This is a genomic window from Bacteroidales bacterium (assembly GCA_014860585.1).
Classification (GTDB): domain Bacteria; phylum Bacteroidota; class Bacteroidia; order Bacteroidales; family 4484-276; genus RZYY01.
In genome coordinates this window covers 1-12,648 of record JACZJL010000166.1, presented here as the reverse complement: position 1 = coordinate 12,648, position 12,648 = coordinate 1, and the positions used below count along the sequence as shown (strand labels likewise).

At 42.5% G+C, this 12,648-nt stretch carries 8 protein-coding genes, 1 tRNA gene and 1 rRNA gene; 7 read left to right on the top strand and 3 right to left on the bottom strand.

Annotated elements, in window-relative coordinates; genetic code table 11:
* Positions 1–180: 180 nt before the first annotated feature.
* The 3 genes from trpS (at position 181) to lnt (ending at position 4,391) form a co-directional block, all read left to right on the top strand.
* Positions 181–1,176: a tryptophan--tRNA ligase gene (gene trpS, locus IH598_16085; GenBank protein ID MBE0640036.1), complete on the top strand. Its 996-nt coding sequence runs from the start codon at positions 181–183 to the stop codon at positions 1,174–1,176.
* A gap of 353 nt (positions 1,177–1,529) precedes the next feature.
* Positions 1,530–2,747 (top strand): GTPase HflX, encoded by a 1,218-nt coding sequence (hflX, locus tag IH598_16080; protein MBE0640035.1) that lies wholly within the window; start codon positions 1,530–1,532, stop codon positions 2,745–2,747.
* 18 nt (positions 2,748–2,765) lie between these two features.
* Positions 2,766–4,391: an apolipoprotein N-acyltransferase gene (lnt, locus tag IH598_16075; protein ID MBE0640034.1), complete on the top strand. Its 1,626-nt coding sequence runs from the start codon at positions 2,766–2,768 to the stop codon at positions 4,389–4,391.
* 276 nt (positions 4,392–4,667) lie between these two features.
* On the opposite strand, the gene IH598_16070 is transcribed toward lnt, so the two are convergent.
* Together IH598_16070 and IH598_16065 are read right to left on the bottom strand one after the other, a co-directional pair.
* Complete coding sequence (locus tag IH598_16070) at positions 4,668–5,555, bottom strand: hypothetical protein (GenBank protein ID MBE0640033.1); 888 nt, start codon at positions 5,553–5,555, stop codon at positions 4,668–4,670.
* A gap of 219 nt (positions 5,556–5,774) precedes the next feature.
* Positions 5,775–5,851 (bottom strand) — tRNA-Met (locus tag IH598_16065).
* 189 nt (positions 5,852–6,040) lie between these two features.
* Between IH598_16065 and IH598_16060 the strand changes: the two genes are divergently transcribed.
* The 3 genes from IH598_16060 (at position 6,041) to IH598_16050 (ending at position 10,197) form a co-directional block, all read left to right on the top strand.
* The gene (locus IH598_16060; protein ID MBE0640032.1) at positions 6,041–7,891 is read left to right on the top strand and encodes a hypothetical protein; all 1,851 of its coding nucleotides are present in this window, start codon (positions 6,041–6,043) and stop codon (positions 7,889–7,891) included.
* Positions 7,892–7,983: 92 nt separating this feature from the next.
* The gene (locus IH598_16055) at positions 7,984–8,391 is read left to right on the top strand and encodes a hypothetical protein (GenBank protein MBE0640031.1); all 408 of its coding nucleotides are present in this window, start codon (positions 7,984–7,986) and stop codon (positions 8,389–8,391) included.
* 342 nt (positions 8,392–8,733) lie between these two features.
* Positions 8,734–10,197: an aminoacyl-histidine dipeptidase gene (locus IH598_16050; GenBank protein MBE0640030.1), complete on the top strand. Its 1,464-nt coding sequence runs from the start codon at positions 8,734–8,736 to the stop codon at positions 10,195–10,197.
* 90 nt (positions 10,198–10,287) lie between these two features.
* On the opposite strand, the gene IH598_16045 is transcribed toward IH598_16050, so the two are convergent.
* A complete protein-coding gene (locus IH598_16045; protein ID MBE0640029.1) occupies positions 10,288–10,920 on the bottom strand; it encodes a hypothetical protein in 633 nt (210 codons plus the stop codon).
* A gap of 594 nt (positions 10,921–11,514) precedes the next feature.
* Between IH598_16045 and IH598_16040 the strand changes: the two genes are divergently transcribed.
* Positions 11,515–12,648, top strand: a 16S ribosomal RNA gene (locus tag IH598_16040); the annotation flags it as partial.

Genomic DNA, 12,648 nt, shown 5'->3' with positions numbered 1-12,648 from the left:
AAAAACTAATAATGCTGTCCATTTAAACAATTTGTAAAATCTATTGATAAAGAAATACAATACTTTATTGATTTTGATTTAGTCGTTTGAAGTCTTTATCCTCATTACCCCCCCCAATCCCGATTTTGTGTACTTTTGCGCTTTGAAAAAATCGTATTTTATCTAATTCAAATTACGCTTATGGAGACTGTTGTAAGTGGCATCAGGCCAACCGGAAACCTGCACCTGGGGAATTATTTCGGGGCGATCAGGAACTTTTTGAAAATGCAGGAGGAGAGCAACTGTTTCTTCTTCATTGCCGATTATCATTCGCTCACCACACACCCCACACCCGCTGACCTCCACGGCAACGTGAAGCAGGTGCTGGTGGAGTATCTGGCTACCGGCATTGATCCTGAAAAGGCCACTTTGTATATCCAGAGCGACCTGCCCGAAACGGCTGAGTTGTACCTTTTATTAAATATGAATGCCTATATGGGCGAGCTGGAGCGCGTGACCACGTTTAAAGAAAAAGCCCGCAAGCAGCCGGAGAACATCAATGCCGGTTTGCTCACTTACCCCAGCCTGATGGCCGCAGATATCATCATCCATAAAGCCCACAAAGTGCCGGTTGGTAAAGATCAGGAGCAACACCTCGAAATGACACGCACATTTGCAAGGCGATTTAACCGGATGTACAACGTGGAACTTTTCCCCGAACCGCAGGCGTTTAACTTTGGGGAAAATCTTGTTAAGATCCCCGGTCTGGATGGTACAGGAAAAATGGGGAAATCGGAAGGCGAAGGCAACGCCATTTTCCTGGCCGAAGACCCGAAATCCATCAGGAAAAAAGTGATGCGCGCTGTTACTGATGCCGGCCCAACAGCACCCAATTCGCCTAAAACCGAGCCGGTGGAAAATCTTTTTTCTTTGCTGAAGGTAGTTTCTACACCCGATGTTGTGCAGTACTTTGAAGAGCAATACAACGCGATGCAAATCAGGTACGGTGATTTGAAAAAGCAACTGGCCGAGGATATCATTGCTTTCACAAGCCCGTTGCGCGAAAAGATTTTGGAGATTTCTGCTGATGAAGCCTACCTGAGTAAAGTGGCGCGGATGGGTGCTGAAAAAGCCCACGAAAGCGGCGCTAAAACGCTGAAAGAAGCGAGGGAAATAATAGGTTTCAGGAAATTCTGATTAGTGTCAGTAAGAAAACACATTAAATATGATTTTCAACGATTTTTTTACCCCACCCTAAAGGGAGTAAATCGTTGAAAATCATTGCTCCCTTAAGGGTTGGGGCAAACAATGATTTTCAACAAATGGAGTTTTCTTACTGACACTAATTACAAACTGAGTAGCATTTTACTTAACCTGATCAAGTTAGAAATAACAAAAAACAAATAATGAAATAGCTAACGTTATGGAAATGTTTCGAATTTGTTTTTTTTCCATTGGAATTTATTTGCCATTTATTACTTGTTGTTTGAAATTTTAATCAAAAGAAGCACCAATTAAAAAGTAAGTCATTAACTAATCCTCATCTTTGCATGATTCCACAAAATATTGAAACAGAAAAACAAGCAGAGAAGGTCATCCTGGTCGGTGTCATTTCAGGCAAAGAAGGAGAATCCCGCATTGATGAGTACCTTGACGAGTTGGAGTTTTTAGTCGAGACTGCCGGCGGAGAAACCATTGCACGGTATACCCAAAAGCTCGACAGGCCAGAACCGCGCACATTCGTTGGGAAAGGAAAGCTGGACGAGATTGCTGAATTTGTGAAAGCAGCCGGAATTGAAATTGTGGTTTTTGATGATGAGCTGAATGGCTCCCAAATCCGCAACATTGAGAAGGTGCTCGAATGCCGGATTCTTGACCGCAACAACCTGATCCTCGATATTTTTGCCCGGCGCGCACGCACCTCTTATGCCAAAACCCAGGTGGAACTTGCACAATATGAGTATTTACTTCCCCGCCTGACGCGTATGTGGACGCACCTTGAGCGGCAGCGGGGCGGTATCGGTCTGCGCGGCCCCGGTGAAACGGAGATCGAAACCGACCGCCGGATCATCCGCGATAAAATCAGTTTGCTGAAAAAGAAGCTCGAACAAATTGACAAGCAGATGGCCACCCAGCGCAAATCGCGCGGGAAAATCATCAGGGTGGCACTGGTGGGATACACCAATGTGGGGAAATCCACCATCATGAACGCCATCAGCAAATCGGAGGTGTTTGCCGAAAATAAGCTCTTTGCCACACTCGATACTACAGTGCGTAAGGTGGTGATTACCGATCTGCCTTTTTTACTCTCCGATACCGTCGGATTTATCCGCAAACTGCCGCACAGCCTGGTCGAATCCTTCAAATCAACCCTCGACGAAGTGCGTGAAGCCGATCTGCTGCTGCATGTGGTGGATATTTCACATTCCGGTTTTGAGGAGCAAATTCATGTGGTCAATCAGACCCTCTCCGAAATTGGCGCTGCCGACAAACCCACAATTATGATTTTTAATAAAATTGATGCTTATCAATGGGTGAAAAAAGAAGAGGATGATCTGACCCCGCCAACAAAAGAAAATACTACGCTTGATGAATTGAAAAAATCATGGATGGCCACTTATTCAGAACCTTCACTTTTTATTTCGGCACTCAACAAGGAAAACTGGGACGAGTTCCGCGGGTTACTCCATCAAAAAGTCAAAGAAATTCACATCAGGCGCTATCCTTTCACCGAAAGCCCTTTTTATAGTGAATTTGAAAGCGATTAAGAACCAAAGACCAGCGCAGTGAAACCAAAACACCTCTATTTGCTCTCTGTTACTTCAGGAATTGTTTTAAGCCTGGGCTGGCCGATGTACGGCTTTCCCTACCTTCTTTTCTTCGGGTTTGTTCCGTTGCTTTTCGTCGAAGAGCACATCCACAAAAACCGGGATGATTTCCATAAATACAGCATCCTGAAATACGCTTACACTGCATTCGTCATCTGGAACCTGCTGACTACCTGGTGGATTTGGAACTCTACGATTTTTGGCGCCATCATGGCGGTGCTGCTCAATTCGCTGTTTATGGCCATTGTATTCTGGATTTTTCACCTGAGCCAGCGTAGCTTCTTCAAACAAAGCAACTCCATTTACCTTCTGTTGTTTTTCTGGATCACCTTTGAATTCCTGCATCTCGATTGGGATTTATCATGGCCCTGGCTTAACCTCGGAAATGGTTTTGCGATGTACACCAAATGGGTGCAATGGTACGAATACACTGGAACCCTTGGCGGCACATTCTGGATTTTGCTGCTAAATATTTTGCTGTTTAAGCTGATAAAAAATCTGTTGGCCTACAAAAAAGTGGTTTTCCCCGTTGTGGTCAGCAGTATTTCGGTGGTATTGGTTTTCGTCATTCCCATGATCATTTCTTTCATTACTTACAACAATTACCAGGAAAAGGGGCCGCTGGCAGAAATCATTGTCACCCAGCCCAACATTGACCCGTACACCGAGCAGTACAATATGCCGATAAAGGAGGTGATTGATAAGAATTTCGGAATGGCCGAACCATTGATTACCGGCAGCACGGCCTTTTTGGTGTGCCCGGAATCGGCCCTGCAGGAATCCATCTGGCATAAGACCATAGAGGAAACCCGCAGTGTGGTGCTGATAAGGAGGTTTTTGGAAAAATATCCGCAACTCAACGTTATCATCGGCGCATCCACATTTAGACTTTTTGAAGAGAATGAGCCGCTAACCCCTACTGCCCGCAAATTTGACGACGTTGACCTGCATTATGAAGCATTCAACACCGCTTTATTCATTAACGATACTGCGCCAATCGGTTATTATCACAAATCCAAACTGGTGCCCGGTCCCGAAAAAATGCCTTTCCAGCGATTGATGTGGCCCTTGCAGGAGTTGGCTTTCGATCTTGGAGGAACGGTTGGCAGCCTTGGATATTCGCCCGAAAGAGAGGTTTTCACTTCAAAGTGCGGAAAGTTTGTGGTTGGTCCAATCATCTGCTATGAATCTATTTACGGGGATTTCACGGCTGATTTTATAAGAAACGGCGCTAACCTGCTTTTGATTATCACCAACGACGGCTGGTGGGGAAATACCGCCGGACATCGCCAGCATTTTTCGTTTGCCCCGCTACGCGCTATCGAAACGCGTCGCAGTATCGCCCGCTCAGCCAATACCGGCATCTCCGGGTTTATCAACCAGCGCGGCGACATCCTCAAGGCCTCCGAATATTGGGTTCCCGACGTGATGAAAGCCAGCCTTCACACCAACGACGCGATCACAGTTTATGTGAAATACGGCGATTACATTGGACGGATCAGCACCTTCCTGAGTTTTTTCCTCATTCTAATTGCTATCACTGCATCAAGACTCAACAGGGATAAGTTGAGAGGAAAGAAGTGAATCGCTGTCACCGCAGGAATCAATCCGTAAGATGAATTGAAAATAGTTTAGTGATGCTGAAAAGACATATGAATAAAGTTTAAGTTTAGCTTCCTTTGCGCCCCATTACCTCCCGGGTTAAAACATATCCGGTTTATCCATCAAAATAAAGACTAATTAGAAAGATGGTTGTGTAAAAGCCATTCCTCTTGTCTTTCATCGGATTACTCATTGCCGATTTGGGTACACCCGCTCAATATTACTAAATGAAGAACATAAGGATGATCGTTTGCAAAACTATTTCATCCTTTCGCGGTAGTAAGCTGCCTTTTTTTCATCCTGGAACCGGGTGTAAATGTTGTACAAATAATTGGCGTAGCGCTTCCCATGATAAGCATTGTACAACTTTTCGAAGTTATCGCGTGCATGCTGAAAATCAGCATTCACCACTTCCAGGGCTTCGAGGAGTTTCAAATATTGCCTGTTGGTTTTGTTTTGTTCATAGGCTTCCATTTCCTTGTTATAGCGATCTTCGGCCCGGTTGTAGTATTTTACAGCTTCCCATTCAAGCCCAATCATATTGTTGTTATCATTCGTCAGCAATACACCTGAAAGGCTATCGCACATTGCAGTATTTTCCAACTTGCGATTGACTTCAAAGTAAAGTTCCATCTGGTGGATGTCTCTTTCTCGTGTTATTTTCGTCCATTCTTCAGCTGCTTCCTCCCACCGGTCGGTTTCAACAAGCATTTCAAAAAGGCGGCTGTGTTCCGCTTTCGCCTCATCGGAATTGGGGTAGGCTTCCATTAATGCTTCAATGGTTGTCATCTCTTTGGAGAAATTTTTAATTTCCCGGTAGTAACTGATCAGTCTCGAATAGGTCTCAACGGAGGCCGTTCCATGGTGCATGGACTGGGCAAAGTGAAAAATTGAACGGTCATAATTTTTCATCATAAAAGCAGCATGGCCGGCCTTGTCATAGTAAGGATTATCCTTCTGCGGATGTTGGTCGTTCCAGCTGTTTATCAGCTCCTCATAAGTGGAGAGTGCCCTGGCATAATCACCCGAACTGTAAGCTAAATCGGCAATTTGGGCATGGTCAACCACAGCCTTTGGGGTATTGCATGCGGCAAAAATGATCGTTATCAGAAAAACTGACCAAATGTGTATTGATTTCAGATTCATGGAATAATGGTGAATTGAATCGTTGAGTAAATGTTGATCTTAAGTTGTTTATCCTGCATGAGATCAGGAAATGGTTTCAAAATTTAAATTCAAGAACAGACAGAATGTATCCCATTCCGGGTTCGTATCAAAAACTGGCTAAAGGTTGAAAACCGTTTATTCGAAAAGCACTTTAATTAAAAAACCCACTATTAAATTGTTGTCTAACAGTGGGTTTACTGGTAGCGAGGGAGGGGCTCGAACCCTCGACCTCAGCATTATGAGTGCTGCGCTCTAACCACCTGAGCTACCTCGCCAAAAATCACTACTTGAAGAACTTACTGGTTACACCAGTTTTTAAAATCGGGCTGCAAAAATAGAAAACTATTTGAAACGGAAAGGTAAAAAATCAGCCTAATTTTCAATTTGATCATAAATTCGGCAAATCTTGGGTTTATCCGGTTCATCTGGTAATTTTTTCCCAACTTTGTGAAAAATTCAATGGAATGAAAATTAAAGAAAGTGTTGTCAGGGAAATGATAGAACAGATCGATGGAATTATTGTCTCAGCTTATGATTTAGAGAAGGAGTGGGATGATAAAATTTCCATGGTAAATCCTTTATTTCGCCGTAGCGCTGTCAACCTGGTTCATTACATGGCATTACGAGAGCATGATTTAAGTAAGCTTCAGGAAAATCTTAGGGATTTTGGTCTTACACCATTCGATCAGATTGAACCACATGTGATGCGCAGTCTGCTGCTTACCAAAGTCATATTACAGCGATTGGTCGGTGATATACAGCCCTTCAACAGTCGCAAGACAATTTCAGTGAAGAAAAGTGTGAAAATGCTTAATAAGAACACGATAGCGCTGTTTGGTAAAAAATCAGGAAAACGTCGTACGCGGATCATGGTGACCATGCCTCAGGAGGCGGCATTTGACCAGAATATTGTAACCAAATCCCTCAAAGCAGGAATGGATTGTGTCCGAATTAACTGCGCTGCCTATGATGCTGATATGTGGAAGAAAATGATCATCAACATTGGGAATGCAAAATCAGGTACCAATAAAGATTGCCGGGTAATCATGGATCTTGCCGGCCCAAAGATTCGTACGGGAACTATGATCGAAGGTCCTAAAGTGATTCACATCAAACCGTCGCGCGATGACGTGGGAAATGTAATTAAACCGGTGCTTATCTGGTTTGCCCCACCGGGGGTGAACCCTCCGCGTGAAGCCGATGCTGTGATTCCTGTTGAAGCTGAATGGCTGAAAAATCTTTGCAACTGTGACATCATTACTTTCACCGATTCACGTCAGAAAAAATGCACGATTGAAATTGCGGACCAAGAAGGCGAGGGCAGATGGGCTAAATGCCATGATTCAGCCTATATTGCTACAGGGATGGAGTTTAGCTTAAAAAAGGAAAACAGCCTCCACCAGGATATTGTTACTGTTGGTGAATTTCTGCCGGTTGAGCAATGCATTATTCTCAAAGCAGGCGATCTACTTTTACTCCATAAAGATAACCGTCCTGGTGAGCCGGCAAAATTTGACCAGACGGGAAATTTGATACAACAAGCCCACATATCATGCACAATGCCCGAAATTTTTAATGATGTCAGATCAGGCGAACCGGTTTTGTTTGATGATGGGAAAATTGAAGGTGTTGTTGAATTGGTAAAGGATGGTGAGATCATGGTAAAAATTACAAATGCAAAAGACATAGGGAGTAAACTGCGGGAAGGGAAAGGAATTAACCTGCCTGGCACATCGCTAAGTTTTAGCGGTATGACCGCAAAGGATTACGATGACCTGAGGTTTGTCACTGAGTATGCTGATGCAGTAAGCCTTTCATTTGTCAACACACCTGAAGATGTTGCCGACCTGATCAATGAGTGCAAAAAGATAGATAAACAAGTTGAAGTAATCTTAAAGATTGAAACGCGCAAAGGATTCGAAAACCTCCCTTTAATTATTCTCCGGGCAATGCAGGTCTGGCCGATTGGAGTAATGGTTGCCCGAGGCGATCTGGCTGTTGAAGTGGGGTGGGACGATATGGCTATGGTACAGGAGGAAATTCTGCGTATGTGTGAAGCAGCACATATTCCCGACATTTGGGCAACACAGGTATTGGAAGGTGTGACAAAAAAAGGTATTCCTTCAAGGGCTGAAATTACTGATGCTGCCATGGCACAACGTGCAGATTGCGTTATGCTTAACAAAGGAAACCAAGTCACCAAAGCCATCAAAATGCTGGATAAAATTTTGAAAAATATGCAGGAAATCAATAAAAAAAGGGAAAGTGTGCTACCAAAACTACCCCTTGCACGGCAGTTGAAACTTGGAAGCTGAAAAAAATCCCTCATAAAACTACACTTCTATAGGTTTTATTAATTTTACACCGGATTATCAAATTCAAGACATCATATTCAAAGAAAAGCAAAATGAAGAAATACATTTCGTTAGCAGTTAAATGCCCACACTGCGCGGAGTCATTGATGGACAATATTCATATTGTTCATGGTTATCCCAGCGTCAAAGTAAATATCGAAACAACCCGTGCAAGAGGGGTCATCTGGTTGTGTTCGATTTACGATTGTTTTGATCACGAAAATAATATAGAACTGCGTGAGGATGAAGAAACAAGGTTCTATTGTCCACATTGCAACCAAAGTTTAATGCTCGAAACTCTTTGTGGACAGTGCAAAGCCCAAATGGTTGGATTTAATATTAAAGTGGGCGGTAAAGTTGATATCTGTTCGCGTAAAGGGTGCAAAAATCATTATGTGGTATTTGAAAATCTTGCCGACGAAATCAATAAGTTTTACCAGGAATATGGAACCAGCGAATAGTTAAATTCGGACAAACGACTATCTTTCAAAAAACATTCGTCTTGAGCAGAAATTGATAGTCCATATTTACAGCAAGAATGAGATGGTGGTGTAAAAGACCCGTCAATCGTAAACTGAATTTAAACGGATAAATTTACTTTTTCGATGTATTGTTTCATCATAATACAATAATGTACATTTCACCGGCAAGTCGAAAGGACCAATGAACGAAATCTGAACTTTGAGGCGGTTGTTGAATTGTGACCACTCCACAGATATCTCCTCCATCTTCAATCGCCAAATTTCAAAAATGAATATCTTTGCACGTTAGTAGATAAAATTATAATAATCTGTCATTAATCAATGAATAATAACATCAGTAAATTACAGCCAAATGCACTTTGGGGTCATTTTAGCGAAATCCTCAATATTCCCCGGCCCTCCAAGAAAGAAGAGAAGATTGCAGCCTACCTGGTTGATTTTGCAAACAAACATAAATTGGACTGCAGGCAGGATGAGATCGGAAATGTATTAATCACCAAACCACCAACAAAAGGAATGGAAAGCAAAAAGTCAGTTTGCCTTCAAAGTCATCTCGATATGGTTTGTGAGAAAAATACAGATAAGAAATTTGATTTTGATAAGGATCCAATTCAGGCATACATTGATGGTGATTGGGTTAAAGCCCTTGGAACTACACTTGGTGCAGATGATGGGATTGGTATTGCAACACAAATGGCAATCCTCGAATCTAAAGAAATTGCTCATGGGCCAATCGAATGTCTGTTTACCGTTGATGAGGAAACAGGACTTTCCGGTGCTTTTGCACTTACATCAGGGTTTCTGACTTCAGACATCCTACTTAACCTGGACTCAGAAGATGACGGCCAGATTTTCATCGGTTGTGCAGGAGGCCGGGATACTGTTGCCCGGTTTGGATTTAAAAAGGAACTTGTTCCTGATTGGAATTTGCCATTCAAGATAGTGATCTCAGGGCTTAAAGGCGGACACTCTGGAGATGATATCAATAAAGGACTGGGTAATGCCAATAAAATACTTGTGAGGATTTTGCATCAGGCTACGCAGACCTACGGAATCAGATTGCATCACTTCAATGGTGGAAATCTTCGAAATGCAATAGCCAGAGAAGCTGAAGCAACTGTTCTCATTAATCAGGCATTAAGGGATAAATTCTTAAAGCTCGTCGAACATTTCAACCAGGTTGTTCGAAAAGAGTTTAAAACAACTGAACCTGATATGCAAGTTAAAGCATTTCAGGTTGATCCCCCTTATTTCGTAATTGATGAAAAATCACAACATAACCTGATAAACGCACTTTATAGCTGTCCTCATGGTGTCATTCAAATGTCAAGGGAAATACAAAATTTTGTTGAAACATCCACAAACCTCGCATCCGTAAAAACCCTTGATGACAGCTTCCAGGTTACAACAAGTCAACGAAGTTCTGTAGCAAGTGCACTGGATGATGTTGTTAATATGGTGGCTGCTACTTTTAAATTAATCAATGCCGACATCGAACATTCCGACGGCTACCCCGGCTGGACACCCAATCCGGATTCTGAAGTCTTGGTCATTGCAAAAGATGCTTACCAGAAACTCTTCAATGCGGAGCCAAAGATACTTGCAGTTCATGCCGGCCTTGAATGTGGTTTAATTGGTGAAAAATACCCGGGTATGGATATGATATCCTATGGGCCTGACATTAAAGGTGCTCATTCACCTGATGAAAGAATTCACATCAAATCAGTCGATAAGTTCTGGAAGTGGACATTGGAAATCCTCAAAAATATCCCTGATAAAACTTAATTGCTATTTAAATTGGGTTTCTGGTCTTAATAATTCGATCAGTGTTTATCAGGTTGAAAGGGGGTTGCTGAACAATCGATGTTGAAAAAATCACATGCCAAAACCAATTCCAATTCTAAAAATGGGATTGCTGTAGGGTGTGTCATTGGTCTCATTCAGGTTGTACAACACCAGGATACTAGCATAGGCACTCCCCCCTATAGATTGTTGTAAACCTCCGCCTACCAATAACCCGGGGACTGACACTTTTTGATTACCGGCTGAATAAGGAATTCCATAAACATCCACATATTTACCGTTACGATCCTCCCTGAAATTCCTCGAATAGCTTAAATACTCGTATTCTCCATGCACGAAGAGCCCACCAAGAAGTCCTTCAAACCAATCAGCGAAGTAATATCTTGTAAAAAACCGGCTTCCGATAGTGTTTATCTCCCGATCAGCCAAATCTCCGGTTTCAAGGTTTAAGTAAAAGTCCTGGTAATCACTGTATTGATAAGTGAATCCTAAACCTGTAATGAAATTGTTTGTAACCTTGAATCCAACCAAAGGCGAGACTTCAATGGCAGTAATAGTTCCAAACTGAAGTCCTACAATCCCCTCTACAAAGAACCTCTTAGCCAGAGGCTCCTTTTGATATGGGTTTTGAGCGAAAAGGGAAGTTGTTAATACTACACCTATTATTATAGAGACTAATTTGATTTGAAAGATCGAGTTTTTCATTGTTTCAATTGAGTGAAGTACGGAAATAAACCAAACGTCAAGCTTAAATTTATCATGTATGTTAATAATAATAAAACTTGATTAAGGCATAAATATTTGCAATTGAACGACTTTGATACAATTGAAATGATTGCCCCCTCAAAAACTTAGAAATAATTGCAAAAAATGAAGAAAATGTTTGTTCAATAATAAAAAATAGATGTATCTTTGCAGCCCTTTTTGAGGAAACGTTCTTTTAACATCGTGAAGCGATCAAATTTTATTTTCTATAATATTGATATAGAGTGATTTGATGAGGTTGAAAAAAATAATTAATTTTTTTGAAAAAAAAGTTTGGTGGTTTTAAAATTAGATGTAATTTTGCAGCCCTTTTCGAAACGGAAAAGCAGTTCATAAAAAGAATGATAAAAATTTTCAAAAAAAGTTGCAGGAATAAAATAAGTATTATCTTTGCAGCCCTTTTTGAGAAGAGAAAAGGAAAGAATCACAAGTTCTTTGAAAAGATTGAAGTAACGTTTTAAGCAGCAAATATCCACAGTCAGTTAATTTTGAATGTGAAAGTAAATCCGAAAGACACAAATAAGATTTACAATTACAATGAAGAGTTTGATCCTGGCTCAGGATGAACGCTAGCGGCAGGCCTAACACATGCAAGTCGAGGGGCAGCACAGGTAGCAATACCGGGTGGCGACCGGCGCACGGGTGCGTAACGCGTATGCAACCTACCTTTGATCAGGACATAGCCCGAAGAAATTCGGATTAATATCCTATAATATTCAGAAGAGGCATCTTTTTTGAATTAAAGCTTTTGCGATCATAGATGGGCATGCGTGACATTAGTTAGTTGGTGAGGTAACGGCTCACCAAGACTATGATGTCTAGGGGTTCTGAGAGGATTATCCCCCACACTGGTACTGAGACACGGACCAGACTCCTACGGGAGGCAGCAGTGAGGAATATTGGTCAATGGACGCAAGTCTGAACCAGCCATGCCGCGTGCAGGATGACGGCCCTATGGGTTGTAAACTGCTTTTCTACGGGAAGAACCCCCCGACGTGTCGGGGACTGACGGTACCGTGGGAATAAGCATCGGCTAACTCCGTGCCAGCAGCCGCGGTAATACGGAGGATGCAAGCGTTATCCGGATTTATTGGGTTTAAAGGGTGCGTAGGCGGACTAATAAGTCAGTGGTGAAATCCCCCGGCTCAACCAGGGAACTGCCATTGATACTGTTAGTCTAGAGTACAGTTGAAGTAGGCGGAATGTAGCATGTAGCGGTGAAATGCATAGATATGCTACAGAACACCGATAGCGAAGGCAGCTTGCTAAGCTGTAACTGACGCTAATGCACGAAAGCGTGGGGATCAAACAGGATTAGATACCCTGGTAGTCCACGCTGTAAACGATGATCACTCGTTGTTGGCGATACACAGTCAGCGACTGAACGAAAGTATTAAGTGATCCACCTGGGAAGTACGATCGCAAGGTTGAAACTCAAAGGAATTGACGGGGGCCCGCACAAGCGGTGGAGCATGTGGTTTAATTCGATGATACGCGAGGAACCTTACCTGGGCTTGAATGTATTATGACAGTCCCCGAAAGGGGATCTTCCTTCGGGACATTTTACAAGGTGCTGCATGGTTGTCGTCAGCTCGTGCCGTGAGGTGTCGGGTTAAGTCCCATAACGAGCGCAACCCCTATTCTTAGTTGCCATCAGGTAATGCTGGG

What these genes read in the sequence shown, in the direction of transcription:
- IH598_16060 (MBE0640032.1), top strand. Translation starts at nt 6,041, where the DNA reads ATGAAAATTAAAGAAAGTGTTGTCAGGGAAATGATAGAACAGATCGAT.
- IH598_16050 (MBE0640030.1), top strand. Translation starts at nt 8,734, where the DNA reads ATGAATAATAACATCAGTAAATTACAGCCAAATGCACTTTGGGGTCAT.
- trpS (MBE0640036.1), top strand. Translation starts at nt 181, where the DNA reads ATGGAGACTGTTGTAAGTGGCATCAGGCCAACCGGAAACCTGCACCTG.
- IH598_16070 (MBE0640033.1), bottom strand. Translation starts at nt 5,555, where the DNA reads ATGAATCTGAAATCAATACACATTTGGTCAGTTTTTCTGATAACGATC.
- hflX (MBE0640035.1), top strand. Translation starts at nt 1,530, where the DNA reads ATGATTCCACAAAATATTGAAACAGAAAAACAAGCAGAGAAGGTCATC.
- IH598_16055 (MBE0640031.1), top strand. Translation starts at nt 7,984, where the DNA reads ATGAAGAAATACATTTCGTTAGCAGTTAAATGCCCACACTGCGCGGAG.
- IH598_16045 (MBE0640029.1), bottom strand. Translation starts at nt 10,920, where the DNA reads ATGAAAAACTCGATCTTTCAAATCAAATTAGTCTCTATAATAATAGGT.